The 25,576-nt window shown below is 62.1% G+C and carries 23 protein-coding genes and 1 pseudogene; 12 read left to right on the top strand and 12 right to left on the bottom strand.

Annotated features, from left to right (window positions below):
* Window positions 1-21: 21 nt before the first annotated feature.
* Window positions 22-360, bottom strand: coding sequence for a P-II family nitrogen regulator (locus X750_RS137855; RefSeq protein WP_006205430.1), 339 nt, complete (start codon window positions 358-360; stop codon window positions 22-24).
* 7 nt (window positions 361-367) lie between these two features.
* On the opposite strand from X750_RS137855, the gene X750_RS1000000166085 reads away from it, so the two are divergent.
* The 3 genes and pseudogenes from X750_RS1000000166085 to X750_RS137865 all read left to right on the top strand — a co-directional run bounded on the left by X750_RS1000000166085 (window position 368) and on the right by X750_RS137865 (window position 5,070).
* Window positions 368-1,501: a hypothetical protein gene (locus X750_RS1000000166085; RefSeq protein WP_156932461.1), complete on the top strand. Its 1,134-nt coding sequence runs from the start codon at window positions 368-370 to the stop codon at window positions 1,499-1,501.
* A 19-nt stretch (window positions 1,502-1,520) separates the two neighbouring features.
* Window positions 1,521-3,073 (top strand): annotated as a pseudogene (locus X750_RS01000000163390) (NAD(P)H-hydrate dehydratase).
* Window positions 3,070-5,070, top strand: a complete 2,001-nt coding sequence (locus tag X750_RS137865; protein ID WP_023748687.1) for a hypothetical protein — start codon at window positions 3,070-3,072, stop codon at window positions 5,068-5,070. The pseudogene X750_RS01000000163390 and the gene X750_RS137865 overlap by 4 nt, the downstream one beginning before the upstream one ends.
* A 25-nt stretch (window positions 5,071-5,095) precedes the next feature.
* Here the strand turns inward: X750_RS137865 and X750_RS137870 are convergent, their stop codons facing one another.
* Window positions 5,096-6,019 carry a M48 family metallopeptidase gene (locus X750_RS137870; protein WP_198021014.1) on the bottom strand — a complete coding sequence of 308 codons (924 nt, stop codon included), beginning with the start codon at window positions 6,017-6,019 and terminating at the stop codon, window positions 5,096-5,098.
* Between the two features lie 153 nt (window positions 6,020-6,172).
* The gene (locus X750_RS137875) at window positions 6,173-7,705 is read right to left on the bottom strand and encodes an acyl-CoA carboxylase subunit beta (RefSeq protein ID WP_023743038.1); all 1,533 of its coding nucleotides are present in this window, start codon (window positions 7,703-7,705) and stop codon (window positions 6,173-6,175) included.
* A 439-nt stretch (window positions 7,706-8,144) separates the two neighbouring features.
* Between X750_RS137875 and X750_RS137880 the strand changes: the two genes are divergently transcribed.
* Entirely contained in the window at window positions 8,145-9,548 is a 1,404-nt protein-coding gene (locus X750_RS137880; protein WP_348524493.1) for a DEAD/DEAH box helicase, read from the top strand.
* A 93-nt stretch (window positions 9,549-9,641) separates the two neighbouring features.
* Here the strand turns inward: X750_RS137880 and X750_RS137885 are convergent, their stop codons facing one another.
* A complete protein-coding gene (locus X750_RS137885) occupies window positions 9,642-10,622 on the bottom strand; it encodes an alpha/beta fold hydrolase (protein ID WP_023748684.1) in 981 nt (326 codons plus the stop codon).
* 70 nt (window positions 10,623-10,692) lie between these two features.
* The gene (locus X750_RS137890) at window positions 10,693-11,514 is read right to left on the bottom strand and encodes an SDR family oxidoreductase (protein WP_023748683.1); all 822 of its coding nucleotides are present in this window, start codon (window positions 11,512-11,514) and stop codon (window positions 10,693-10,695) included.
* Between the two features lie 214 nt (window positions 11,515-11,728).
* Between X750_RS137890 and X750_RS137895 the strand changes: the two genes are divergently transcribed.
* Both X750_RS137895 and X750_RS137900 read left to right on the top strand, forming a co-directional pair.
* A complete protein-coding gene (locus tag X750_RS137895) occupies window positions 11,729-12,763 on the top strand; it encodes a cysteine synthase A (protein WP_023688429.1) in 1,035 nt (344 codons plus the stop codon).
* The gene (locus X750_RS137900; RefSeq protein WP_023748682.1) at window positions 12,763-13,506 is read left to right on the top strand and encodes an alanyl-tRNA editing protein; all 744 of its coding nucleotides are present in this window, start codon (window positions 12,763-12,765) and stop codon (window positions 13,504-13,506) included. The genes X750_RS137895 and X750_RS137900 overlap by 1 nt, the downstream gene beginning before the upstream one ends.
* Before the next feature lie 53 nt (window positions 13,507-13,559).
* Here X750_RS137900 and X750_RS137905 read toward each other — a convergent pair whose 3' ends face one another.
* Together X750_RS137905 and X750_RS137910 are read right to left on the bottom strand one after the other, a co-directional pair.
* Complete coding sequence (locus X750_RS137905) at window positions 13,560-14,417, bottom strand: alpha/beta hydrolase (RefSeq protein WP_023708490.1); 858 nt, start codon at window positions 14,415-14,417, stop codon at window positions 13,560-13,562.
* Between the two features lie 51 nt (window positions 14,418-14,468).
* Window positions 14,469-15,395, bottom strand: coding sequence for an Lpg1974 family pore-forming outer membrane protein (locus X750_RS137910; RefSeq protein WP_156932460.1), 927 nt, complete (start codon window positions 15,393-15,395; stop codon window positions 14,469-14,471).
* Window positions 15,396-16,228: 833 nt separating this feature from the next.
* Between X750_RS137910 and X750_RS137920 the strand changes: the two genes are divergently transcribed.
* Window positions 16,229-16,891, top strand: coding sequence for a cytochrome P450 (locus tag X750_RS137920; protein ID WP_023748680.1), 663 nt, complete (start codon window positions 16,229-16,231; stop codon window positions 16,889-16,891).
* 9 nt (window positions 16,892-16,900) lie between these two features.
* On the opposite strand, the gene X750_RS137925 is transcribed toward X750_RS137920, so the two are convergent.
* Genes X750_RS137925 through X750_RS137935 form a run of 3 tightly spaced genes read right to left on the bottom strand, consistent with a single transcriptional unit; the run spans window position 16,901 to window position 19,019 of the window.
* On the bottom strand, window positions 16,901-17,689 hold the full coding sequence (locus X750_RS137925) for a Stf0 family sulfotransferase (protein WP_023706529.1): 789 nt from the start codon (window positions 17,687-17,689) through the stop codon (window positions 16,901-16,903).
* 32 nt (window positions 17,690-17,721) lie between these two features.
* On the bottom strand, window positions 17,722-18,588 hold the full coding sequence (locus X750_RS137930; protein WP_023706530.1) for an alpha/beta fold hydrolase: 867 nt from the start codon (window positions 18,586-18,588) through the stop codon (window positions 17,722-17,724).
* Window positions 18,588-19,019, bottom strand: a complete 432-nt coding sequence (locus X750_RS137935) for a hypothetical protein (RefSeq protein ID WP_023672793.1) — start codon at window positions 19,017-19,019, stop codon at window positions 18,588-18,590. The genes X750_RS137930 and X750_RS137935 overlap by 1 nt, the downstream gene beginning before the upstream one ends.
* A 207-nt stretch (window positions 19,020-19,226) precedes the next feature.
* On the opposite strand from X750_RS137935, the gene sseA reads away from it, so the two are divergent.
* The 3 genes from sseA (at window position 19,227) to X750_RS137950 (ending at window position 21,287) form a co-directional block, all read left to right on the top strand.
* Window positions 19,227-20,078 carry a 3-mercaptopyruvate sulfurtransferase gene (sseA, locus tag X750_RS137940; RefSeq protein ID WP_023706531.1) on the top strand — a complete coding sequence of 284 codons (852 nt, stop codon included), beginning with the start codon at window positions 19,227-19,229 and terminating at the stop codon, window positions 20,076-20,078.
* A gap of 5 nt (window positions 20,079-20,083) precedes the next feature.
* On the top strand, window positions 20,084-20,647 hold the full coding sequence (locus tag X750_RS137945) for a GNAT family N-acetyltransferase (RefSeq protein ID WP_023708492.1): 564 nt from the start codon (window positions 20,084-20,086) through the stop codon (window positions 20,645-20,647).
* A 172-nt stretch (window positions 20,648-20,819) separates the two neighbouring features.
* The gene (locus X750_RS137950; protein ID WP_023706533.1) at window positions 20,820-21,287 is read left to right on the top strand and encodes a DUF1203 domain-containing protein; all 468 of its coding nucleotides are present in this window, start codon (window positions 20,820-20,822) and stop codon (window positions 21,285-21,287) included.
* Window positions 21,288-21,676: 389 nt separating this feature from the next.
* On the opposite strand, the gene ald is transcribed toward X750_RS137950, so the two are convergent.
* On the bottom strand, window positions 21,677-22,792 hold the full coding sequence (ald, locus tag X750_RS137955) for an alanine dehydrogenase (protein ID WP_023709343.1): 1,116 nt from the start codon (window positions 22,790-22,792) through the stop codon (window positions 21,677-21,679).
* A 155-nt stretch (window positions 22,793-22,947) separates the two neighbouring features.
* Between ald and X750_RS137960 the strand changes: the two genes are divergently transcribed.
* Window positions 22,948-23,421 carry an Lrp/AsnC family transcriptional regulator gene (locus X750_RS137960; protein WP_023668897.1) on the top strand — a complete coding sequence of 158 codons (474 nt, stop codon included), beginning with the start codon at window positions 22,948-22,950 and terminating at the stop codon, window positions 23,419-23,421.
* Here the strand turns inward: X750_RS137960 and X750_RS137965 are convergent.
* A complete protein-coding gene (locus tag X750_RS137965; protein ID WP_023706536.1) occupies window positions 23,418-24,083 on the bottom strand; it encodes a 5-formyltetrahydrofolate cyclo-ligase in 666 nt (221 codons plus the stop codon). The genes X750_RS137960 and X750_RS137965 overlap by 4 nt on opposite strands.
* Window positions 24,084-24,264: 181 nt before the next feature.
* Between X750_RS137965 and X750_RS137970 the strand changes: the two genes are divergently transcribed.
* Entirely contained in the window at window positions 24,265-25,530 is a 1,266-nt protein-coding gene (locus X750_RS137970) for an NAD(P)/FAD-dependent oxidoreductase (protein WP_023668902.1), read from the top strand.
* Window positions 25,531-25,576 lie beyond the last annotated feature (46 nt).

Genomic DNA, 25,576 nt, shown 5'->3' with positions numbered 1-25,576 from the left:
GTTAATCTGAAATCAGAAAGCTCAGACGGCGTCCATCCCCGTTTCGCCGGTGCGGATGCGAACGACCTCCTCGATGTTGGAGACGAAGATCTTGCCGTCGCCGATGCGGCCGGTCTGCGCCGCCTTGCGGATGGCTTCGATGGCGCCTTCGACGGCGTCGTCGCCCAGCACCACTTCGATCTTCACCTTGGGCAGGAAGTCGACGACATATTCGGCGCCGCGATAGAGTTCGGTATGGCCTTTCTGGCGGCCAAAGCCCTTGGCCTCGGTCACGGTTATGCCTTGCAGACCGGCCTCCTGAAGCGCTTCCTTCACTTCGTCTAGCTTGAACGGCTTGATGATCGCTTCGATCTTTTTCATGTAAAAAGTGGCCTCCACTGGCAAAAAAACGGGTTGTGCGCCCCGCTTGCGCCTCCATCAAGCACGAACTGTGCCAATTTCAGCCCACGCGAAGCGGTTTCGCGCAATTCCAATGCCGCGCCGCGCCGGGATGCACATTCGCGTCATCCTCTGCTTCGGCTGCGGCAAAGCTGCCCGAAGCCTACACATTGCCGCTTCGGGCGTCTGCACGATAATTAGGCAGATTGCGCATTTTGCAGGCCCGCGCGGATCCGTGCAGTTGGGCGGCCTGGCAGATTTGACCCATCATTCCCGGTGTGGGCATATCCGCGTCAACGACGCAGTGAAAGGTGGACGAATGAAGGGTGTATCTGGGCGCGGGCAGTCTTCACGTGGCTCTGCCGGCGCCGGTGGCGGTTCGACTGGTGGCGGACCACCGCGCGCCGTGGATTTTCCATGGCGCGACAAACCTGACAGCGCCGCCTGCAACTTTGCATTCGGGCATTTGCGCGACAACCTTCCGCAGCTTTTGGCGGTGAATGGACGCATCCATGCCGAGACCATCGTTTCGGCTGCGGGAGCGATTGCCGGTTTTGCCGCGCAGTGCGCTCTGCTCAGCGGCCGCACACCCGAGCTAGACATCGTGACGACCAAGGACGGGTCGCGTTTCCTGTTCGGCGAGCCGCTGAACGAGATGCTCTTTGCCCGCGACGACAAGAAGGCTCCGGAGCGGCTCTGGAACCTCGCTGCCGGAACGGCGATCAACAACGGCCTGCCGCCGAATGGTATGCCTTCGCTGGAGGCCATGTTCGCCCATGTCTCGCAGACGCTGGGCGGCCCACTGGAGGGGCTGCCGTCGTTCGGCAAAAATCATCATCCGCATTTCCCGGTCAGGAAGCTGCTTGGATTTGCATGGCCAGTGGCGGTGACGTGTCTGACCGGCCGTCTGCCGAATGCGACAATTGTCTATGGCGAGGCCGATGTGATCAATTGGCCGGCCATCACCGCCAATGTGGCGGCATTGATTCTCGGTCAGGCCAAGGATTTGCTTGACCCGAAGCTGGGTCTCACCATCGTCATGGAATCGGCGATCTATGCCTCAAAGCTCGATCCGGGCCTCGTGTCCGGCGGAGCTCCCGACGCTGCCACGCAAGGCGGATGAACCGAAGGACGTACCAGCGATGGGTTTGCCAGCCGGCGCCAAATTGGAACTGCTGTCGCCGACCGAGATGGCGGATGCCGACCGGTTGGCAATCGCGGCCGGTCCACTGGACGGCTATGGCCTGATGAAGCGCGCCGGCGAAGCGGTCGCGGCGGTGGTGTTGGCGCGCTATCCTTCAGCCACTAGGGTGCATGTGCTGTGCGGCCCCGGCAATAATGGCGGCGACGGCTTTGTCGTGGCGCGGCTGTTGGCGGAGACGGGTGTCGATGTCGCGCTGTGGGCGTCAGGCGAACCGAGGGCAGGCAGCGATGCCGCGATCGCCGCGGCCCAATGCCTGCTGGAGCGCAAGCCGCTAGCGGCTTTTGCCGCCGAGCCAGGCTCGTTGATTGTCGATGCTCTCTATGGCGCGGGATTGTCCAAGGACATTTCGGGAGATGCCGCACGCGCGGTGGACAGTGCCGCCCGCCAGTCTGTTGTTGCCGTCGATTTGCCTTCAGGTGTCTCAGGTGACAGCGGCAACATTCTCGGCACGGCATTTCGTGCCGACATCACCGTCACCTTCGCGCGCAAGAAACCGGGGCATCTGCTGTTGCCCGGCCGGGACCGATGCGGCGAGATCGTCGTTGCCGGTATCGGCATTGGCGACGACATCATCGCCCAGGTCGCGCCGCGCGCATTCGAAAACAAGCCGGCGTTCTGGCTCGACGCGTTGCCGGTGCCGGCCGTCGATGCACACAAATACAAACGCGGCCATGTCGGCGTCTTCTCCGGCGGACCGTCGGCGACGGGTGCGGCGCGGTTGGCCGCACTTGCCGCTGCAAGAAGCGGGGCAGGGGCCGTGACCGTGCTGTCTCCCGCCAATGCCATGCAGGTGAACGCCACGCATCTGACCGCGATCATGCTGCGCAAGGCCGACGCTATCGAGGACGTGCAAGACTTTCTCGGCGATCGCCGGTCGTCGAGCTTTGTCCTCGGCCCGGGCTTTGGTGTTGGTGACAAGGCGCGCGATTTCGCCCTCGCCGTGCTCGGCAGAGCACGGCAAGAGGGTGGTGTTGAAGGGTTGGTGCTCGATGCCNGCTCGATGCCGACGGCATCACGTCTTTCCGCAACGCGGTCTCAACGCTGTTCGAGGCGGCCGGCAGGCCGGATGCGCCAGCATTGGTCATGACGCCGCATGAGGGCGAGTTCGGCCGACTGTTTCCCGACATCGCCGACGACAAAAGTCTGTCCAAGCTCGCCAAGGCGCGCGCAGCCGCTGAACGAGCCAACGCCATCATGGTCTACAAGGGCGCCGACACCGTCATCGCGGCGCCGGACGGCCGCGCGGTGATCAACGCCAATGGTGCACCATGGCTCGCCACCGCCGGTTCCGGCGACGTGCTGGCGGGCATTGTCGCCGCGCTGCTGGCGCAGGGCATGCAGGCATTCGAGGCCGCCTGCGCAGCGGTCTGGATCCATGCCGAGGCCGGCAGCCGCTTCGGACCGGGTCTGATCGCCGAGGATCTGCCGCTGGCGCTGGTGCCGGTGCTGCGTGAACTTGTCGAGGCACGGCAGAAGGTGCCGATCGGATGAAGCGTTTCGCGCTCGCCATTGCAGCCATCATCGCGCTGTTCGCCTCGCATGGCGTGCGCGCTGAGCAGCCGGTGACCATCGTCGACGATCCGGCGGTGCTCGCCGCCCTCGATGCCAAGGGGTTTGGCTTCGCCGGCATTTTCGCCGTCGACGGCGCGGACGATCTGAAGACGCTCTACAGCGAGGTGCCGGCCTATCGTGCTGTTGTCGACATGGTTGCGGCCGATATTGCCACGCTACGGGCCGAGATAAAGGCCGGCGGGCGCACGCTCTACGAGGTGACCGACGGCAATGTCGGCCGCATCATGGATATGCGCTGGCTGAAGACCGAGGCCGCGCGCTTCCGCCTGGTCGGCGTCGTCAACCGGCTGGACCGGCGTGACTTCACCGCGCTGCAAGGTGACAAGAGCTGTGGCGAGGTGCGCTTTGTCTATCGCCTGGCCTACAGTTTCCGCAAGAACGGCAAGGTTCTGGCATCGCGGCTGCCATTCAATTTCAACGCCGTCTACAGCGTGGCGCCGGATGCCGATGGCGGCTGCGTCGGCGTTGCCGGGCGCTGGACACCGCAGATCGACGAAAACGTCGATGCCGGCTGGCTGGCCGGCGGTTCGCTGGCACCGGAGGAACTGACGTTCAAGCAGCTTGAACTCAATGCGCAGGTGGTGCGTTTTCCCTCGGGACAGGAGACCGAATTCGGCGGGCAGGCGGCCTATCTGATGCGGATCTTCGGTATCGATGGCGCTGCCATCAGCGAGAAGCCGCTGGAGAATACGCCTGACGTTGCGCGGCTCTCGGATGATGCCGCACTGAAGAAAGGGCTCGCCGACTACGTCAGCGCCAATGTCGCGGCCGTCGATCTCGGCGTCTACGAAATCCCCGACGAATTCCTGGCCAAGAAAATCATCTCGTGGTCGACCTTCGGCAGCGCGAGACGGGCCAACCATCCGTTCACGCCGCTGTTCCAGCCAGCGGATTTCGCCGGCTTGGACTATGCGGCGCTGAAGCTGGTGCGGACACCGGAGGCGCTGGTCGAGCGGCTGGACAATGGCGCCTGCCAGGGCTGCCACCAGGCGGGCTCGACGGCCGGCTTTCACTTCATCGGCCTCGACGACAAAACGACGTCGCCTCTCAACCGGATCGAGGTCGGCATCTCGCCGCATCTCCATGCCGAGATTGCGCGACGTGAGGCCTGGCTGCGCGCGACGGAAGAAGGCAAGGAGCCGAACCGCTACCGGCCGCTGTCCTTCGCGCCGCCGGCGACATGGACCGATGCCGGCGATGTCGGCTACGCCCCGGCCGAGATCGCGATGCCGTGCCTGATGCCGGATGATGCAAAACGCTTCGGCGCGACTTGGCAATGCGGTGGCGGCACCGTCTGCACGCCGCTGGCGACGGCCTCAGGCGTGCGCACCACGCTGGCGCAATGTCTGTTGCCCAAGGACAGTCCAAAGATGTTTTCGGGCCATCCCTGCCTGACCGGGTCGATCTCCAGCAACCCGTCTCAGCCGTTCAACGACCGCTACAAGATCACCGGCCAGTTCGCCGCTTTTGCGCCGACCTTTTCGCGGACCGCCTACACCTGCCGGCCACCGAAAATCGGCGTACCGGCAGGCATCGCTTATCGCGCCTGCGACGACAAGGACCGCAGCTTCGCCGCCTTCAAGACGGGCAAGCCGATGCCATCGGAAATTTGCGGCATGGTCGGCGGCAAGAAATTCGACACCTGCGTCGCCACCAACAATTTCGACCAGTGCCTCGGCGGCGCGGTCAACCGCGGCAACCGTCCCGCATGTTCGGCCGATCATTTCTGCCGCGAGGATTATATGTGCCAGTCGCTGCCGCCGGACACGCCGGGCGCCGCCAAGGTGAAAGGCATCGGCTACTGCTCGCCGACTTATTTCATCTTCCAGATGCGCATCGATAATCACGCGACGCCCTGGGCGAGCGCGACCAGCGCCCCCAGGGATGCGGGGTTCGGGGCGGCGGAAGAGGAGTGAGCCTGCGAGTTGGGCGACCACCAGTTCAGCGCTGGAGATAGTCTTCCATCCGCGCAGTCCATTTGGTGTCGAATTCCGAAATGTGGCGCTGTGCTACGCTCGAGTTCAGCAGCGTCGAGAGCGCGGTCACGGCGATCGGGTCCAGGTCGGGCGGCTCCGTGTAGCCAAGCGCCGCCAGCCGTTGAGCCCATGATGGATGGGTGGACTTTGCATCATCCGGGCTTGCCCACGCCTTGCGGGCGCAAACATCGAGGCAAATGGGTTCTCGCAGCTGGCCGGCAGCTTCCAGCATGCGCTCGAGCGGCGGTCGCGGCGGACGCAAAGCACCTCGCAATTCATGCTGCAAAGGGTCATAGACCGTCTCCGTGAAATGCACGTCTGCCGTGGCAAGAAGCAACAGCGCGCGTGCGGCGTGCTCGGCGTCGCCGGAGGATGCCGTGTGTCGATCTGCCTTGATCTCCGCTTCGCGCGAAAGCCGGATTTCTTCCCGCTCGAACGATTGCGACAGCCAGCCGATAGCGGCGTGGAGCAGGCTGCCTGTGATCGTGGTTCCGGGCGGGGCATACTCGAAGACAAATCCGAAACCGTTTTCGAACTCAGCGAGATTGAGGCTGCCATTGGTATCCTTGTTGCGCACATGCGCGTCCTCATGGGCAAGGATCGCGGCAAGCGCTCTTTCATCGGTCACTGCGAGGAGAGGGATGCCAATGGTTAGAAACAGCCGATTGCCGAGAAGGCCGAGAAGCGTGCGCTCTTCGCGCACGCTGGCGTTCAGGTTGCCCTCTAGTATGACAACCGTGCGCGCAGCACGGCGCGGTCCGGCGACGCTCCGCCACAGCGCCCACAGGCCGGGCGCTTCTGCTTCACTGACGCCTTTGATCTTGCTGCGTCGGAAGCCCGCAAACAATGTGCCGAACAGAAATGCCAAGGCCGTGGTGGCGATCGGCATGACGACGAAGCCGCTGGCGATAAACCAGATTGGATGGTTGTCGAGCAGGGACATCCAGACGCAGAAGATGATGAGAGCGGGAACAACGAAAAACAGGACCGTGAACCTGCCAAACCGCCGACCGGCGCTGATGATCAGTCGCGACATTGGATGTTACAACGGGATGTTGTCGTGCTTCTTCCAGGGATTCTGCATGTCCTTGTTGCGCAGCATGCGCAGCGCCCGCGCGATGCGGCGGCGGGTCGAATGCGGCATGATCACCTCGTCGACATAGCCGCGTTCGGCGGCGACGAAGGGCGACAGGAAGCGGTCTTCGTAAGACTTTGTGTGGGCTGCGATCTTTTCGGCGTCGCCGATATCCTTACGGTAGATGATCTCGACCGCGCCTCTCGCCCCCATCACCGCGATCTGCGCCGTCGGCCAGGCATAGTTCATGTCGCCACGCAGGTGCTTTGAGGCCATCACGTCATAGGCGCCGCCATAGGCTTTGCGGGTGATGACCGTGATTTTCGGCACGGTCGCCTCGGCGTAGGCAAACAGGAGTTTCGCGCCATGCTTGATCAGGCCGCCATATTCCTGCGCGGTGCCGGGCAGGAAGCCCGGCACGTCGACGAAGGTGACGATGGGAATGGAAAAACAGTCGCAGAAGCGCACGAAGCGCGCCGCCTTGCGGCTTGCGTCGGAATCGAGCACGCCGGCCAGCACCATCGGCTGGTTGGCGACGAAGCCGACGGTACGGCCCTCGACGCGGCCAAACCCGGTGACGATGTTCTTGGCGAAGTTCTGCTGGATCTCGAAGAAGTCGCCTTCGTCGGCAACTTTGAGGATCAACTCCTTGATATCATAGGGCTTGTTGGCGTTGTCCGGGATCAGCCGGTCGAGCGACAGATCATGGTCGGTGACCGACTGATAGCATTCGACCTCCGGAAGCTCCGACGTGTTGGACGCCGGCAGCAGATCGACCAGCCGGCGCATCTGCAACAGCGCCTCGACGTCATTGTCGTAGGCGCCATCGGCGATCGAGGATTTGGTCGTGTGGACGGACGCGCCGCCAAGGCTCTCGGCCGTCACCGTCTCGTTGGTTACGGTCTTCACCACATCCGGCCCGGTGACGAACATATAAGAGGTGTCGCGCACCATGAAGATGAAGTCGGTCATCGCAGGCGAATAGACGTCGCCGCCGGCGCACGGCCCCATGATCACGGAAATCTGCGGTATGACGCCGGAGGCCAGCACGTTGCGCTGAAAGATCTCGGCATAGCCGCCAAGCGCCGCCACGCCTTCCTGGATGCGGGCGCCTCCGGCATCGTAGAGACCGATGATCGGCGCGCGATTGCGCAACGCCATCTCTTGCACCTTGATGACCTTTTCGGCATGCGCCTCCGACAGCGAGCCGCCGAAGACGGTAAAGTCCTTGGCGAAGAGATAGACCGGACGGCCATTGACCGTGCCCCAGCCGGTGACGACGCCATCGCCTGCGATCTTGGTCTTCTCCATGCCGAAATCGGTCGAGCGATGCTCGACATACATGTCGAACTCCTCGAACGAGCCTTCGTCGAGAAAGACCTCGATACGTTCGCGCGCCGTCAGCTTGCCCTTCTTGTGCTGGGCGTCGATGCGGGTCTGGCCGCCGCCCATGCGGGCGATCTCGCGGCGGCGCTCGAGTTCCTTCAGCACATCCTTCATCGCTCGGTCTCCAGAAATGGAAGCTGCATTTGTGGTAATGATGCCTGCAGGCGTGTGCAAGCGCCGCTTTCGGCCTCGATTATTGCGCTGCAACATGTGGCCCCTTGTATTCCGGAGCGAACTCAGCCATATGCAGCCCATAGGCGCTTGGGCCGGAGATTCCGGCCTTCTCGACAAATGAGACTGGTTGCGTCTGTTTTCCCTCTTTCCGGTATATCGGCCCCTCTTTCCGATACATCACGAAGTGGCGAAAGAGTCCCGTGGCATGACGCCTGCGGGCACGACAGCGCAGCCGAGTGGACGTTTCCGTCCGCCCGCCTTGTCGTTTCATATCAAATTTTCGACGGCAGGTTGCGCCCTGCCGCCATCGATATTTGCGGCCAAGACCGCGTGAAAGAAGACTATTTTGACCAACGAAAACACCTCAGCCGGTAACGCTATCTCGACCGGCAACACTGCGGAGCTCACCGGTTTCGCAGCCCTTGGAATTACGGGCGCGCTGCTCAAGGCGACGCATGGCGCCGGCTTCACCGAGCCGAAGCCGATCCAGACGCAGGCGATCCCGCCGCAGATGGAAGGCCGTGATATCTTCGGCATCGCCCAGACCGGCTCCGGCAAGACCGCTGCCTTCGCGCTGCCGATCCTGTCGAAGATCATCGCGCTCGGCACCAAGCGCCGAGCCAAGACCACGCGTGCGCTGATCCTGGCGCCGACGCGCGAACTCGCCGTCCAGATCGAGGACACCATCAAGATCCTCGCCAAGGGCGCGCATGTCTCGACCGCTCTCGTGCTTGGCGGCGTCTCGCGCTTCAGCCAGGTGAAGAAGGTCGCTCCCGGCGTCGACATCCTGATCGCCACGCCCGGCCGCCTGACCGACCTGGTGCGCGAGGGCGACTTGATTCTCTCCGACACCAAATGGCTGGTGCTGGACGAGGGCGACCGCATGCTCGATATGGGCTTCATCAACGACGTCAAGCGGATCGCCAAGGCGACCGCGCCCGACCGTCAGACGGTGCTGTTCTCGGCCACCATGCCCAACGAAATCGCCGAGCTGGCGAAGGGCCTGTTGAAGAACCCGATCCGCGTCGAAGTCGCGCCGCAGAGCACCGCTGCTGCCGAAATCGTGCAGGGCGTTGTCTTTGCCCGCACAAGGCAGAAGCGCCAGGTGCTGTCGACGATGCTCGCCGACGAAGCGATGAAGTCCGTCATCATCTTTTCGCGCACCAAACATGGCGCCGACCGGGTGACCAAGGACCTCGAACGCGACGGCTTCAAGGCCGCCGTCATCCACGGCAACAAGTCGCAGAACGCCCGCCAGAAGGCGCTCAACGATTTCCGCGAGGGCTCGGTGCGCATTCTCGTGGCTACCGACATCGCGGCGCGCGGCATCGACGTCCCCGGCATCAGCCATGTGGTGAATTTCGATCTGCCGGATGAGGCCGAAAGCTATGTCCACCGCATCGGCCGTACCGGCCGTAACGGCATGGACGGCATCGCCATCACGCTTTGCGATCCTTCCGAAAACAGCAAGCTGCGTCAGGTCGAGCGCATCATCCGCAGCAAGCTGCCGATCGTTGCCGACCATCTCGGCAGCCCCGATCCGGTGCGCAATCCGGCCGAAAAGAACGAGCGCTTCGAGCCCGCCAATGATCGCAACGACCGCAATGGCCGTCGCGACGGCAGGCGGCCCGGTGGCCAGAACAACGGCTTCGCCAAGAAGCGTTTTGGTGACAAGCCGGCTTTTGCGGGTGCAAGCGAGCGCAAGCCGGAAGGCGCCAAGGCCTTCAAGGGCAACAACAAGCGCCGCTTCGGCGGCAAGCGGCCCGCGGCGCGGGCTGCGTGATCAGACGAACCGGTCAGGCTCGTCGAGCCTGGCTTGATTGCTGACGATTGTATATGAGGACGGCCGGGGCAATGCTTCGGCCGTCCTTTTCGTTTAGGGCTGCGCGGTAATTGCCTTCACCCACACGACGATCCGCTGCGCCAGGAAAGCCGTGGTCGAGGGCGACAGCGCGTCGCCGGCAATGACGTGGTCGTCGGGATCGCCATTGTCGTCGACGGGCACCAGTTCATGCGGTGCGCCCCAGCGGCCGGCGATTTCGCGGGTGCGATCCTGGCGCACCACCTTGTCGGAATCCGAGAAGATGAACAGCGCCGGTATGGTTGCCTTCTCCACAGGCGCTGCGTAGGCAAGGTTGGTCAGCGCCGCCATCGGTAGCACGGCTGCCATTGGATATGTGTGCGTCCAGAGTTTCTCGTGCAGCGCGTTGCGGGTCGGAAAGCTGCGCTCCTTGCCGCCGACGAACTCGGCGATCTGCCTGCCCCAGGGCATGGTCAGCAGCTCGGCGCCTGAAGCCCTGATGCCGAAATTCGGCGAGATGAATGCGATTGCAGCGACGCCGTCCGATGCGCCAGGCTCGGTCGCCGCCCATGCCGCCAGCGAGCCACCGGTCGAGGTGCCGACGACGATGACTTTGTCACCGATGGCCCGGCCGATGGCGAGCGCCTCCTCATAGTCGTTGATCCAGGCATTGACGCTGCCTTGCGCCATAGCAGCGCCGTCCTGACCATGACCGGTGAGGCGGGTGTAGAAAAGGTTGGCGTCGAGTTGGTCGGCGACCTCGTCGGCCAGCGGGCGAACCTCGCCCTTCGATGCCGAAAAGCCATGGATATAGACGATCGCCAATGGCGTCCTGGCGTGAACCATCGGATCGGCCCAGATGATTTCTTTCTCGAGGGCGTCGCGGACGTTGGGCACGGTAGCCTCTTCACGCGCGATATACGCTTGCGGATCGTCGCCGATCACCTTGGGGTCGAAGCTGATTGTTGTGTCGACGGGAACGCGCGGACCAAGCAGGAGGGCCAGGACAAGGATGATGACGACGCCCAGCACCGCAAGCACGATCCGTCGCCCCATCTCAGACTCCACAACAATTCTAAAGCCTATGGCGGCCGGTGCAGTCAGGCAACAGCCGGGCTGTGGACAGCTATTCGTTCGGCGGCTTGCGGTCGAAATTCAGCGGCCGCCCTGTCCAGCGGGTCGCCGTGCTGATGAACCACCGGCAGACTGGCCTTGGCAGCAGTGCCAGCAGCTTCAGCCCCCAGCTCAGCCGGTGAGGGAAGGTGACCTCGAAGCCGCCATGCTCGATGCCGCGCAGCATGCGGCGCGAGGCGCGGTTGACCGGCATCAGTCCCGGCATCGGCAGCATGTTCTTTTCGGTCAGCGGCGTGTCGATGAAGCCCGGGTTCATCACCTGGATGCGTACATTCATCTTGTCGAAATCGTATTTCAGCGACTCGGCCAAGATGTTGATCGCCGCCTTCGAGCCGCCATAGGCCGCCGTGGTCGGCCAGCCGAAATAGGCGGTGACCGACCCGACAAGCACGATATGGCCGCGCGCACGGATGCGCATGCGCTCCATGAGCGGGACGATGCCATTGATGATACCGAAATAGTTGACCTCGAAGGTCTGGCGAAAGTCGCGGACCCTGAGGTCTTCGCCGGGCGTGGCGATGTAGTTGCCGGCGTTGAAGACGGCGAGCACGATCGGGCCGAGCTCCTTTTCGATCGCCGCCACCGTGCTTGCCATGCGCGGCTCATCGGTGACGTCGCAAGGGTAGGCGACGACACGTCCCGGCATCTGCGCAGTCTCGACGATGAGCGCGTCGAGTGGGTCGCCGTCGAGTGCGGTGACCGCGACGACAAAGCCCTTTGCCGCGAGGTCCTTTGCCAGCGCACGGCCGATGCCGCTGCTGCCGCCGGTTATCCAGGCGACGCCGTGCTTCGGGTTGGCCCGGTAAAGTGTCATTCTGCGCCCTGCCGATCTGTCATTAGTGCTCTAGCGGTGAAAAAATCGAATGAAAAGAGCGCTTTTCCGTCCTGGTTGAAATGATCGTCATCGCGCGTTGTCCGGCCGCGGGAGATTGCAGTGCCCGAAATGCGACTGGACCAGGCGAATTCTTACCTTGAAACGCACGCTTCGGGTTTCTAGGGTCTCGCCGCAGCTACATAAGGAATCCCGGATGCCCCGTTCTGTGATCGAAGCGATCGGCAACACGCCCCTGATCCGCCTCAACAAGGCCTCGGAGCAGACCGGCTGCGAGATCCTGGGCAAGGCCGAGTTCATGAACCCCGGCCAGTCGGTCAAGGATCGCGCAGGCCTGTTCATCATCCGCGACGCCGAACAGCGCGGGCTGTTGAAGCCGGGCGGGGTCATCGTCGAAGGCACGGCAGGCAATACCGGCATTGGCCTGACGCTGGTTGCCAAGGCGCTGGGCTATCGCACAGTGATCGTCATTCCCGACACCCAGAGCCAGGAAAAGAAGGACACGATCAAGCTGCTTGGCGCCGAGCTGATCGAAGTGCCGGCGGTGCCTTACAAGAACCCCAACAACTACGTGAAACTGTCGGGGCGGCTAGCCGAGCAGATGGCGAGGTCGGAGCCGAACGGCGCGATCTGGGCCAACCAGTTCGACAACGTTGCCAATCGCGACGGCCATATCCGCACCACGGCGGAAGAAATCTGGACGCAGACCGGCGGCAAGGTCGATGGTTTCGTCTCGGCGGTGGGTTCGGGCGGAACGCTGGCCGGCGTCGCCTTCGGGCTGAAGGCCAGGAGCAGCAACGTCAAGATCGCGCTCGCCGATCCGCTAGGTGCGGCGCTCTATTCCTTCTACACCAGTGGCGAATTGAAGTCCGACGGCAGCTCGATCACCGAAGGGATAGGGCAGGGGCGCATCACGGCAAATCTCGATGGGTTCACGCCGGACTTCTCGTTCCAGGTGCCGGACGAGGAAGCGCTGCCGATCGTCTTCGAGCTGATCCAGGAAGAAGGCCTGTGCGTCGGCGGTTCGACCGGCATCAACATTGCCGGCGCGATACGGCTGGCGCGCGAGCTTGGCCCCGGCCACACCATCGTGACCATCCTTGCCGACTATGGCACGCGCTACCAGTCGAAGCTGTTCAACCCGGAATTCCTGCGCGAGAAGAACCTGCCGGTGCCGGGCTGGATGGATGAGCGCAGCGCAATTTCGGTGCCGTATGAGAAGGTCGCCTGATGGCGCACAGAACAGAAGCGCTGTTTCGCGACGACGCCTATCTCAGAGCGGCTGACGCCACTGTTGTCGCCATCAACGAGCGCGGCGGCATCATTCTCGACCGGACCATCTTCTATGCCACATCGGGCGGCCAGCCTGGCGATACCGGCACATTAGAGCGCGCCGACGGCAGCCGCATCGCCATTGCCGCCACCATCACCGGCGAGACCAAGGACGAGATCATCCATGTACCGGCGCCGGAGCAGCCGGCACCCGAGGTCGGCGAGCGGGTGAAACTCGCCATCGACTGGGAGCGGCGGCATCTCCTGATGCGCATGCACGCAGCTTGCCATTTGCTCACCGTAGTCTGTCCGTTTCCGATTACCGGTGCTGCGGTTTCCGAAGATGACAGCCGCGTCGACTTCGACGCTCCCGATGCCGGCTTCACGAGGGAAGACGTCACCGCCGGGCTGATGGAGCTGGTGCGAGCCGATCATCCGATCTTCATCAGGCTGATCACCGACGAGGATCTGGCAGCCAATCCTGGCCTGGTGAAATCCAAGAATGTCCGGCCGCCCGCCGGCACCGGCAAGATCCGCCTGGTCTGCATCGGCGACAACGCTTCGATCGACAGCCAGCCCTGCGGCGGCACCCATGTCAAAAGCACCGGCGAAGTCGGTGAAATCCATATCGGCAAGATCGAGAAGAAGGGCCGCGAAAACCGGCGTTTTCGCATTCGCTTCGGACCAATGCCGGCGAATTAGGGTCAAATAGCACGTGGCCTCTATGTTGCTCAGCCGGTCTGAGACACCTTGGCTTAACCAAGGTGTCGGAAACTGGACGGTGATCGCTCAACCCATGCTTCGATCTGCTCGGTGACAAACTTGGCTGCTTGATGGTGGATGAAGTGGCCAGCCCCGGGCAAAGCAATCACGGCGGTAACGTTGTCGACTTCTCGGAAGGTCCCGTCAAAAGCGCTTGACGGCACATAGGGATCGTCGGAGCCAAACAGCACAAGGGTCGGCGCCTTGACCAAAGGCAGCTGGCCCAGATCCGGCACCCTGCCAAGCGGTATGTTGGCCCTGTAGTAGCCCAGCATCGCTTCCGGATCGGATCGCCTGAGCGAATCTGTCAGGGCCTGCCTGTCCTGCGGATCGGCGACCCAGGTGGCGAGTTTGTCGATGTCCAGCATCTGGGTGGCGCCCGGGACCTGGAAGCCACGTACATATCCGATGATCTCGGCATTGGCCGGATCGGCGACCGCACGCAGATAGTTGCGGGGGTGCGGTGCCGACAGCAGGATGAGATGGCGCACGACCTGCGGCACGCGTACGGCCAGCCACCATGCGATGATGCCACCCCAGTCATGGCCGACAATAGCGGCCTGGGTCAGCTTTTCCGCTGCAAGAACAGCCAGCACGTCGTTGACCAGGTGGGTCAGCGCATAGTTGCCATGGCCTTGTGGTCCATCGCTTTGTCCGAAGCCCCTCAGGTCCGGCGCGATCACCCGATATCGGTCGCAGAGCGCTTGCATCTGCCGGCGCCAGCCCATTCCGTGATCCGGAATGCCATGCAGAAACACAATCGGCGGGCCTGAGCCCGCCGCTGTGTAGTGCAGTTTGACGTTGCCATTGACGGCAACCCTAGATTCAAACGCCACTTCCTGTTCCGTCAATTGCAATCCATTCGAAGCAGTAGACCGAGTTGGGAGGCTCGAACCGCCGGCCTACATCTTGACTTCGAGGCGCAGGAACGGGCCGTTGAATGTCTGGGTGCTCTTGTCCGCCATCTCAAGCAGATTGTGCCACTGTTCGACCCGATAGCCTGCGGTGAACGTGGTATCTTCCCACGGTTTGAAAGTCACGCCACCGGAAAGGTCTATGCTGGTAACAACCTTGTTGGAATGCTGGCTTTCGCTGACGTTGATATCTGGATCAGGAGTAGGATCGCTTGGATCGCTCTCATGTTCGTGGAGGCTAAACTTGTCCGTCCGTCGGCCCCACATAGCCGAGCCCGAAACCGCACCGGTAAGACCCCACGTCTCACCCAGCGGATAGTAGACTTCGGCGCCGAGGCGCGGACCGATGCCGTAGAACTCGGATGAGCCAAGCTTGTCAGCGTTGCCGCCCTTGTCGGCCGGATCATTGGGAGTGGCGCTCACATTGAAATTCAGCTTCTCCTTGGAGTGCAGCAAGCGCAGACCGCCGAAGAACCGGATGTCGGCGCCCTGCGCCTCGACATGCTTGCCGATATCGAAGTCGAGCGTCTGGAAATTGTAGCTGTTGCCGAACGACAGGCCGATGACGCCGCCACTTTGCGGGACATTCAGACTAAAGTCGTTGTCCTGGCCGGCGTGAAAAGTACCAGCGAGCCTCCAGTCCACATCCGAAGAAATCGCTTTGGTGAGCGCCACTGATCCGTAGAGATCGCCGAAATCATTGCCACTGCCGAGCTTGTCGCTGGTATCGCCAAGCTTGTCGACGTTGGATTGATAGACCGCGCCTTCGAAGGCAATCTTGATGCGGGAATCGACCACTGCAGGATCGGTTACCTGTGCATCGGCGGCATGAGCCGCGACCACACCAACTGATGTCACCGAAGCGGCAGACGCTGCAACCGTAGCAAGAAGCTTACTTGAAACCTGATTTCGCATTTTTCCCCGCCTGGAATCGATCTGAATTGATATTAGCCCACTCGCACACTACCGCAGCGGCACCTTTCGTCATAGCTGCCATAATCATTTATCGGGCAGTGTTACGCGTTTGCCACAGAACCCGTTTTATCTCTGCGAATCGAATGTGATAGCGTAGGAGTTTCTGGTCGAGATGTCGGCGCTGGCCGCCTGGTGTCTACGGCTGCGCGGGGGGCATCGATGGACGACCGGATACAAATCGAAAGCGTTCTCAACAACCTCGTCTATGCGCTTTTTGCTCATGGCGGGCAGGCGGAAACGAGTGGTCGGCCCAGCGACTTCGGCAACATGGTTGTCTTTGACAATCCGGAAGCCGTCGACACAATCGTCAAGGCGCCGGAGCTCTTTCGGAAGAACTTCTCCCTGATCTCGGCGCTCGGTTTCAGCCGTTTCAACACGAACGATCAGGATTGGTCGGTCCGGCGTACCATCACCCAGGACGTCTATTTGGCGGCCGCCAAGCCGGCGCAGCAGCACCCCGTTGCGGAAATCTTCGCCACCTGTCTGTCCAGTAGCGACGCCACGCTACCAGCCATCCAGCAATCGTTGTTCGCCGCGTCGATGACCATATTTTACAGGGCTTTCGGCCTTGTTCCCGATATGGCGGCGACGCTGTTGCTGCTCGACAGGGTCCGCGACGTTCTGAGGCGTCTCCAATATTATTCCTGGGTGACGCCGACGACCGCCGAACGTGGGAACGCTATCCAGGACGCTCGCGCGGTGGTCGCCGATTTCGCATCGCTGCNACGCCGACGACCGCCGAACGTGGGAACGCTATCCAGGACGCTCGCGCGGTGGTCGCCGATTTCGCATCGCTGCTGATGGCGGATCCCCGCGCCGCTGCGGAGATGGACCGCTTTAGAAGCGAAGCCACAGATATCGAAGGCTTCTCGCCGGTGGAGGAGTTTGTCATGAACTTCTTCGCAGGCGTCGAGACATCGGTGACGACCGCACTTTGGGTGATCGATCGACTGGGGGCAAACCAGCAGGTGCAAGACCGTATCCATGCCGAGGTTCTCTCGGGCGATGCGCAGACGCCGTATACCGATTGCATGATCAACGAGACGATGCGCTTTTTCCCTCCGATTCCGTTCCTGACCCGGGAAGTCGGTGCCGATACGGTTCTCGAAGGTCGGCGTCTCTACGCCGGACAATTGATCATGGTGTCGATCGTCGGCGTGCACCAGAACCCGGCTTTCTGGTCAAACCCGCGTGTCTTCAATGCCAGCCGGAAGGAGTTCCTCGACAACAGCTTTGATCGGAGGGCCTTCATTCCTTTCCTCACCGGACCGCGCATGTGCGGTGGCGCACGTCTCGGCCGGCTGGAAGTTCGGGAGGCAGTCCTTGCCATTGTGCGCCAGTTTGCTTTTAGCCGGGCCGACGATGTCATCCGGTTCGACTATGCGCTGGCACTGCGCCCGGCGCAGGGTGCCTCCGTCAGTGTTTCGCGTCGATGAAACGCAGGGTCAGGCATGGTCCTGCCAAAACCGAGCGACATAGTCCCCAAATTGCCTTTTGATCATCGCCTTGAGTTCGGCATCATGCGCATAGCGCGCACCCGTCGATACGGCTTTTGATTTCAACTCGAAACCTGGGAACCAGTTGCTCATCGTGGCGGAAACGTTTTCCTGCTGGTTGGCGATGAAGTCCTCGTAGCAGACCTCAGCCACTCTGCTCTGATCAAGGGTGTTCAGGTAATTTTTCCACCTGATTTCGCTGTCGAAAATATGTTGGGCGGTATCCCTGGCAACCCTCTCGGTCAAAATTGTCACCTTGGGGATTCCAGGCAGCGTCTCCCGACTGTCGAACGGCTGGCCAGTATGGAGCATCGAAAGCAGGCTTATGGTTTGATCCACCTTGTTTCTTCTTGAGAGGAAGACATAGAACGAGTTGCCGTCGTCGTTGCCGATTGAATTGCGTGCGAATGGCAGGTTTTCAAAAAAAATCTTGGCGGCGAACACACCGTTCTCAGTCCTTTTCGCCAGGAGCTGGCGACCATAGGCCATTGCCCGCTCGTTGAGTTTTTCAAGATCAATTGTGTTGTCGGCCGACCAGCGTATCATCAGCGGCAAGGCATACTGCCACTGAAAATACTCGGTTGGGATTCCCAAGCCGAACTGTTGCAAGGTTTGGCAATAGGAATGCCCGGCCGTTCGCGGAGTGGTGCAAATCAGGATCTTGGCGGGATTTTCGGTTGAGCTTTGGCGATCATAGGTCGCCGAGATGTATTCACTGTACAAATCGTCGAAATGCATATCCGGAACCAACCCACAATCACACGCCAGATTTAGGCCGCAGACAGGAACCCCAGGATGAGCAGAGCCTGGTCCAGCGTCATCAGCGATGGCGGATCGCCAGCATCGATGTTGTCGACAAGCCACAGATCAGGCCGTGCGAGCCGTGTGCGCTCGATGGCCTGCCGGTCGACGAATTGGCTGTCGCGGCCGTACATCAACAGAACGCGGGCGTCGATCTTGGCAGCGATTGGGAAAAGATCGTATTGGCGGCCGGTCAGTGCGCCAAAATTTCCCGTCGTTGCGGGGTCATAGGCGAGCCGGAAGCCCTCGGGACCGGCTGCGATCCGGTTCTCCACATAGCGATTGAACACTGCGTCCTCGACCGGCCCCATGAGGGATCTGGTGGTGGCCAGATAGTCCTTGGCAGCCGCACGGCTCTCAAATTTAAGCGCACTTTCCTTCATGACGGCGTCTCTCATAGCGTCGACCTTAGGCCCGCCGAGCATTGGAACGTCGTTGAGAACGATTTTCGTGGCCTTGGAGCGAGTCATGTGCAGAAACAACAGCAAGATCGTGCCGCCCCACGAAGTGCCGATGAAGTGGTTCTCCGTGCCGGCGAACTCGCCAAGCGCGCGCAGGCACTTGGAATAGACGTTGATGTCGTAGCCGGAGCCCAGATAGGCGCTACGCCCGCGCCCCAACAGGTCTGGGCAGACAACCAGGAAACCATTGCGGCACAAGAATGTGGCGAGGTAGTTAAAATCGGCACCATTGCCGGTGAAGCCGTGAAGGCAGAAAACTGTGGCGTGAGGCGTGCCGGCTGGCCGCCAGATGCGCACGAACATTGCGGCATACCGGTCATCCAGCCGGATAAGTATTTCTTGCGTCAGTGCCTCGGCAGGCTTGGCCGAACTCATCAGATGTCGCGCTTGCGGACGGCACGCTTGACCGAGCCGCGGTTGTCAATGAAGTCGCGTTTCCAGAACACCGACTTGTCAAGGTTTATGAGCTTGGCGTTCTTGATAAGTGGCAGGATATGGGACGAAGACCGCGTCGCCAGCACCGTGACGGCGGTAGCGTCGCCGCCGGGAAAAGGATTGAGCGGACCGCCATTCTTCGCCCATGCCTCCGCTATCTCGCGACTGGTCTGGATCCATCCAACGTAGGCCACGATAACGTCGTCGATCGAGCCGATCATATGTGTCTGCTGATCCATTTGATAGCGTAGCGTCTTCACCATCAAGCCGAACTCGTAACCATCGAAAGGCGGATAGTGTGCAAGAAAATTGCAAACAAGCCCGAGCGAAGCCGGATTGCTCGGAGTTCGGGAAAACAAGAGATTGCTCATGTCGAGATTTTATTGACCCCGCCCATCCCAGATCATAACCATCACTCCGTACTCGCCACGAAACACGAAAACAATCAGAATCAACACACCTGCTGCGGCTGACTACGTCGTGCGCTCGCTGCGCATTCAGATTGTCGGGCCAAACAGGATCCGGAACCGAATGGCCGCCAAAATATAGTAGTCGGCCAACAAGGCAGGAGAACAACGATGGCCGATGACAGCCCTTTCACAGTCGATGCGGACTGGTTGCAGAGCCGTCTTGGCGAGCCCGGCCTGACGATCGTCGATGCGTCCTGGTACCTGCCGGCGCAGAAGCGCGATGCACGCGCCGAATATGAGGCCGCGCATATTCCGGGTGCGCGCTTCTTCGATCAGGATGCGGCCTCGGACCCAGATGCCAAGCTGCCGCACACGCTGCCTTCGCCGCAGCATTTCGCGCAATATGTCGGCGCCATGGGTATTTCGGCCGACGACACCATCGTCGTCTATGACGGTCCGGGCTTCTTCTCGGCGCCGCGCGCCTGGTGGATGTTCCGTGTCATGGGCGTGTTCCAGGCCTATGTGCTGGATGGCGGCTTCGACCGCTGGAAGGCGGCCGGCCGGCCGGTGACGGCGGAGCCGACCAAGATCGCGCCAAACGTGTTCCACGCAGATTTCGACGCCGCCCGCCTCGCCAGCCTAGCCGACATGCGTCGCATCGTCGAAACGAAAGAAAGCCAGATTGCCGACGCCCGTGGCGCCGGCCGTTTCGCCGGCACCGAGCCTGAGCCTCGCGCCGGCGTTCGCTCCGGTCACATGCCTGGTGCGCGCAACCTGCCTTATTCGGCGCTGTCGCAGGACGGCGCGCTGCTGTCGAAGGACCAGTTGCGCAAGGCCATTGAAGATGCCGGCATCGATCTGTCGAAACCGATCGTGACCTCGTGCGGTTCCGGCGTGACGGCGGCGGTCATCACGCTGGCGCTGGAGACGCTCGGTCACACCGACAACCGGCTCTATGACGGCTCATGGACGGAATGGGGCGGGCTATCAGATACGCCCGTTGCAACGGGCAAGGAATGACGGCGATGGAAAACGGTGTGCTGGAAGACATCGAAGTCACGGTGACGTTTCTGGAAATGCATGTGCCGCCGGCCTATTCACCGCCGCTGCCCTACAACAGGCAGATCGCGCTGTTGAAGACCAAGGACATTCCGCTGCATTTCTACCGCTATCTGATGGATCGGGTGGGGCGCAAATGGCATTGGGTCAATGTGCTGCGGTTGCACGATGAAGAGCTTGCGGCCGGCATTCACCGCGAGGACCGCGACATCCGGGTGCTTTATCTTGACGGCGCGCCGGCCGGGTTCTTCGACCTCAAGCCGCATCTGCCGGAAGAGGTCGAGCTCGCTTATTTCGGCATGATGGAGCATGCGACCGGGCTAGGCATCGGCCGCTGGTTCCTGGGCGCGGCGATCGCCGCCGCCTGGTCGTATCAGCCGAAGCGGGTGACGGTGCAGACCTGCACGCTCGACCATCCGGCGGCCTTGCCGCTCTACCAGAAGCTAGGTTTTGCGCCGGTGGCGCAAAAGAAGGAGATCGTGCATCCGCTGTCGTTCTCCGAGCGCTCGGCCAGCGTCATGAGGCCATGACATCCTAATTAGCCGGCTTGTTTGCGAGACCGACCGCCATCGCAGATTCATCGAGATTTCGATAGCACCGGCTGATGATACCCAATTGACGCTTCGATACTTGGCAGGAATCGGGTGGGAAGCATCGGCTTGGATGCATGATTTCTGGTCAACGACACCGGAGATTTCTGCCATGACCATTCAGTTCAAAGCCCTGCCAACCCAGGAGGTCAGAGCCTTGCAGTTTGGAGGCCCGGATGCCTACGGCCACACGCCCGAGCGAAAGATTTCCGACGGCGACGGCATCCCTTGCCGGCACTGTCTGAAGAACATCGCCGCGGGCGACGTCTATCTCGTTCTGGCCTATCGCCCATTCCCGGATCTGCAGCCTTACGCTGAAACTGGTCCGATCTTCCTGCATGCGGAAGAATGCGAACGCGCCCCCGAGACCGAGCAGCTGCCAGAGGTGCTCGAAAGCCCCGACTACATCGTGCGTGGCTATGACGGGGATAATCGCATCGTCTACGGCAGTGGCGGCGTCATCCTGACCTCAGCAATCACGGCGCGGGCCGAAACCCTGCTCGAACGCGACGATATCGCCTACGTCCATGTCCGCTCGGCACGCAACAATTGCTATCAGTGCCGAATCGAACGTGCCTGACAAAAAAATGCCCGCCGTTGGTCTGGCGGGCAGTTGGGAACCGTGTGACGGCTCGATCCGTCAAGTTGGCACCCCTGTCTGTGCAGGTTTTTCGGATGGCTGATGTGAAACGCTTCACACAGCGCCCGCGACTATCGCCGGCACACGGTGGCGCGCCGACTGGCGGCGAACTGTCGTACTGCCGTCGCATTCATACGTTAAAAGGTGAGTGTCGATGGATTGCCGACCGCGGATGAACCGGCGGGGATCTCGATATCGAGGAAGCGGGGCTTTGGCTCCGCTTTTTTGTTGCCGGCGTTTTGCCCGCAAGAAAAAACCCACCGGGATGAGCCGGCGGGCTGACGGGAGCAAGTCTTCCCAATTTAGGTGAGATCAGGATTTAGGTGGGGTCAGGCAGCCAGAACCACTTTCGGTTCGACCAGCTCATAGCCGAGTGCTTCGGCGACGGCGCGATTGGTGATCTTGCCCCTGTGGACATTGACGCCGTTGCGCAAATGGTGGTCGTCGACCAGCGCCTTCAGGCCCTTATCGGCCAGCTGCAGACCATAATGCAGCGTCGCGTTGTTGAGCGCGTGGGCCGAGGTCACCGGCACGGCGCCCGGCATGTTGGCGACGCAGTAGTGGATCACGCCATCGACCTCATAGGTCGGCTCGGCGTGGGTGGTGGCGTGCGAGGTCTCGAAACAGCCGCCCTGGTCGATGGCGACGTCGACCAGCACCGAGCCCTTCTTCATGCCCGACAGCATTTCGCGAGTCACCAGCTTGGGTGCAGCAGCACCCGGGATGAGCACGGCGCCGACGACGATGTCGGCCGAGAAGCATTCTTCCTCAAGCGCCTCGACTGTGGAGTAGCGGGTGTGGACGCGGCCGGTAAAGAGGTCGTCCAGCTGGCGCAGGCGCGGGATCGAGCGGTCGATGATGGTGACGTCGGCGCCGAGGCCGACCGCCATGCGGGCTGCATGCAGGCCGACGACGCCGCCGCCGAGCACGGTGACCTTGCCGGGCAGTACGCCGGGCACGCCGCCGAGCAGCACGCCGCGGCCACCATTGGCCTTCTGCAGCGCGGTCGCGCCGGCTTGGATCGACAGGCGGCCGGCAACTTCCGACATCGGCGCCAAGAGCGGCAGGCCGCCGCGGTCGTCGGTTACGGTCTCATAGGCGATTGCGGTGACGCCGGACGCGAGCAGGCCCTTGGTCTGCTCCGGATCCGGGGCCAGGTGCAGATAGGTGTAGAGGATCTGGCCGTCGCGCAGCTGCGCCCATTCGTTGGGCTGCGGCTCCTTGACCTTGACGATCATGTCCGACTTGGCGAACACGTCGGCGGCGGTCCTGGCGATGGTGGCGCCGGCGGCGCGGTAGGCATTGTCATCGGCGCCGATGCCGGCGCCAGCGCCGCTTTCGACCAGCACTTCATGGCCATGCGCGACATATTCGCGGACGGAGCCCGGCGTCAGGCCGACGCGGTATTCGTGGTTCTTGATTTCCTTGGGGCAACCGACGCGCATAGTCTTCTCCTGATCCGGCCCTTCGGGCTCGTTCCCTGTATCAACCGAGTGAACCACGAATCGTTGCGCAGGTGTTTGCGAATGCGCTTGCGCGGGGTCACGCGTTTCGATAATCGTTGCGCGAAATCAAGGAAATTTCGCAGGAATCACGAGAAATGCCGCTCGACAGGATCGATATCGCCATTCTCGAGGCACTGCAGAAGGATGGCCGCATACCCAATGCGGCGCTCGCCGAAAGGGTCGGCCTGTCGCAGTCGGCCTGTTCGCGCCGGCTCGACAATCTGGAGAAATCCGGCACCATCCGCGGCTATCACGCCCGGCTTTCGAATGCAGCGCTCGGCCACCAGATGACGGCGATCGTGCACATATCGCTGTCGGGACAATTCGAAAAGACGCTGTCGGATTTCGAGGCGGCGATCAAGCGCTGCCCCAATGTGCTGTCCTGCCACCTGATGTCGGGCGAATATGACTATATCCTGCGCATCGCCGCCAAGGACCTGGTCGACTATGAGCGCATCCACAAGGAATGGCTGTCGGCGATGCCGCACGTGACCAAGATCAATTCGTCGTTTGCCCTGCGCGAGATCGTCGATCGCACGGCGATGGGCATGAAGCCGGAACTGGCCTAGCCCTGAGCAGTCTCGGTCACCAGCCTATCCATTGGGATGTCGTGCGGCTGCGGGTAGATGGTGGCTATGCGCTGCAGTTCGTAGCCGACTCCGATGACCAATGGCTTGAACGGCATGGCAGCCAGCGTGCGGTCGAAGAAGCCACCGCCATAGCCCAGGCGGTAGTTTCGCGGGTCGATGCCGACGATCGGCGAGATGACGATGTCGGGCAGCACCGGGTCGCCTTCGGCGGGGATAGGGATGTTCCAGACGCCTTTTTCCAGCCGGTCGCCAGGCACATAAGCGCGGAAGATCAGCGGCTGGCCCTTCTCGATCACGATGGGCAGCGCCGTGCGGCCGCCGCGTTCGTTGATCGACGCCATCCACGGCCGCAGGTCCGGCTCGCCGCGAAACGGCCAATAGAGGCTGACCATGCGGCCGGCAATGTCGCCGATGGTCGCGTCGAGCCCTTCGGCGATAGCCCGCGACATCGCCACCCGCGCATCGGCGGAAACCGCCAACCGTGCCGCGATCAGACGCTCGCGCTCGGCCTTGCGCCAACGGCGCACATCGGTCCAGTCGGTCAATGGCGCGCGAAATTCCGGATCGAGTTCGTGCATGAAGCAAGGCGGCGAAGAATATTGCGCCCGCCCTTTGCGATCTTTGTCATCGTCGTTGGCCATGCTTCACTCCCGTGGTTCCAGCCCCTGCAAGGCTATACCCGTCCAGGCTTGCCGACATAGGCATTCGCGACATCCGGCGACGAGTCCTGGGCAGCCTTACGCGCGGCAGTCTAGCGCGCCGCGACATTGTTGCGGTGCACAAAAATCACTAGATAAAGAGAGACAAACAGGGGTGAATGCGATGAGTGAAACCAGCCATCATGTCGTTGTCGTCGGCGCAGGGTTCGGCGGTCTCGAACTCACCCGGGCGCTGGCCGGCGCACCCGTGCGCATCACCATGATCGACAAGCGCAACCATCACCTTTTCCAGCCGCTGCTTTACCAGGTGGCGACCACCTCGCTGGCGACCTCGGAAGTTGCCTGGCCGATCCGTCATCTGCTGCGCAAGCGCGAGGACGTGACGACCCTGCTCGGCAACGTCACCGGCGTCGACCGTCCAGGCAAACGCGTGCTGCTTGAGGACGGCAGTTCTGTTCCCTACGACACGCTGGTGCTCGCCACCGGCGCGCGTCATGCTTATTTCGGCCACGACGAATGGGAGCCTTTCGCGCCCGGGCTGAAGACGCTTGAAGACGCAACCACCATTCGGCGGCGCATCCTGCTCGCCTTCGAGCAGGCCGAGCGCGAGACCGATCCGGCCAAGCGCCAGGCACTGCTGACACTGGTCATCGTCGGCGGCGGCCCGACCGGCGTGGAGCTTGCCGGCACCATTGTCGAACTCGCGCATGAAACGCTGCGCGGCGAATTCCGCAACATCGACACGCGTGAGGCGCGTGTGGTGCTGGTCGAGGCCGGAGACAGGATCCTAGCCAATTTCGCGCCAAAGCTGTCCGACTATGCGCGCAAGGCGCTGGAGCGGCGGGGCGTCACGGTCGAGCTTGGCCGCGCCGTCACGCGCCTCGATGCCGAAGGCGTCGTCTTTGGCGATACGCATCTGCCGGCGCGAACCATCCTGTGGGCCGCCGGCGTGGCGGCTTCGCCCGCGGGAGAGTGGCTGGGCGCGCCGGTGGACCGGGCGGGCAGGGTAATGGTCGAGCCCGATCTGACCGTGCCGAACAGTCCTGAAATCTTCGTCATCGGCGACACCGCGCATGTCTTGCGGCCGGACGGCAAACCGGTGCCCGGCGTGGCGCCCTCGGCCAAGCAGGAGGGCAAGCATGTCGCCGCGACGATCAGGGCGCGGCTGGCCGGCGATGGCGCGCCGCGGCCTTTCCGCTACAAACATGCCGGCGACCTGGCGACGATCGGCAAGTGGGCAGCCGCGATCGATTTCGGCTCGATCAAGCTCACGGGATGGCTTGCCTGGTGGCTGTGGGGCGTGGCGCATATCTACTTCCTGATCGGTTTCCGCAACCGGCTCTCGGTGTCGCTTAGCTGGCTATGGATCTATTTCACCGGCCAGCGCAGCGCGCGGCTGATCACCCAGGGCGACGATGACAAGGGCTGAGGTTCTCAACCGCGGCCAAGGATATTCATCCAGCCGTCACCTTTTG

This window comes from Mesorhizobium sp. LNJC391B00, from assembly GCF_000502535.1.
Classification (GTDB): domain Bacteria; phylum Pseudomonadota; class Alphaproteobacteria; order Rhizobiales; family Rhizobiaceae; genus Mesorhizobium.
Note: the sequence above shows the minus strand (reverse complement) of the source record. Positions and strands in the feature narration are given on the sequence as shown.

Bases quoted from the DNA above. Each gene is read 5' to 3' on its own strand.
- X750_RS137855 (WP_006205430.1), bottom strand. From the start codon at position 360: ATGAAAAAGATCGAAGCGATCATCAAGCCGTTCAAGCTAGACGAAGTG.
- X750_RS137865 (WP_023748687.1), top strand. From the start codon at position 3,070: ATGAAGCGTTTCGCGCTCGCCATTGCAGCCATCATCGCGCTGTTCGCC.
- X750_RS137870 (WP_198021014.1), bottom strand. From the start codon at position 6,019: ATGCCGATCGCCACCACGGCCTTGGCATTTCTGTTCGGCACATTGTTT.
- X750_RS137875 (WP_023743038.1), bottom strand. From the start codon at position 7,705: ATGAAGGATGTGCTGAAGGAACTCGAGCGCCGCCGCGAGATCGCCCGC.
- X750_RS137885 (WP_023748684.1), bottom strand. From the start codon at position 10,622: ATGGGGCGACGGATCGTGCTTGCGGTGCTGGGCGTCGTCATCATCCTT.
- X750_RS137890 (WP_023748683.1), bottom strand. From the start codon at position 11,514: ATGACACTTTACCGGGCCAACCCGAAGCACGGCGTCGCCTGGATAACC.
- X750_RS137895 (WP_023688429.1), top strand. From the start codon at position 11,729: ATGCCCCGTTCTGTGATCGAAGCGATCGGCAACACGCCCCTGATCCGC.
- X750_RS137900 (WP_023748682.1), top strand. From the start codon at position 12,763: ATGGCGCACAGAACAGAAGCGCTGTTTCGCGACGACGCCTATCTCAGA.
- X750_RS137910 (WP_156932460.1), bottom strand. From the start codon at position 15,395: ATGCGAAATCAGGTTTCAAGTAAGCTTCTTGCTACGGTTGCAGCGTCT.
- X750_RS137925 (WP_023706529.1), bottom strand. From the start codon at position 17,689: ATGCATTTCGACGATTTGTACAGTGAATACATCTCGGCGACCTATGAT.
- X750_RS137930 (WP_023706530.1), bottom strand. From the start codon at position 18,588: ATGAGTTCGGCCAAGCCTGCCGAGGCACTGACGCAAGAAATACTTATC.
- X750_RS137935 (WP_023672793.1), bottom strand. From the start codon at position 19,019: ATGAGCAATCTCTTGTTTTCCCGAACTCCGAGCAATCCGGCTTCGCTC.
- sseA (WP_023706531.1), top strand. From the start codon at position 19,227: ATGGCCGATGACAGCCCTTTCACAGTCGATGCGGACTGGTTGCAGAGC.
- X750_RS137945 (WP_023708492.1), top strand. From the start codon at position 20,084: ATGGAAAACGGTGTGCTGGAAGACATCGAAGTCACGGTGACGTTTCTG.
- X750_RS137950 (WP_023706533.1), top strand. From the start codon at position 20,820: ATGACCATTCAGTTCAAAGCCCTGCCAACCCAGGAGGTCAGAGCCTTG.
- ald (WP_023709343.1), bottom strand. From the start codon at position 22,792: ATGCGCGTCGGTTGCCCCAAGGAAATCAAGAACCACGAATACCGCGTC.
- X750_RS137960 (WP_023668897.1), top strand. From the start codon at position 22,948: ATGCCGCTCGACAGGATCGATATCGCCATTCTCGAGGCACTGCAGAAG.
- X750_RS137965 (WP_023706536.1), bottom strand. From the start codon at position 24,083: ATGGCCAACGACGATGACAAAGATCGCAAAGGGCGGGCGCAATATTCT.
- X750_RS137970 (WP_023668902.1), top strand. From the start codon at position 24,265: ATGAGTGAAACCAGCCATCATGTCGTTGTCGTCGGCGCAGGGTTCGGC.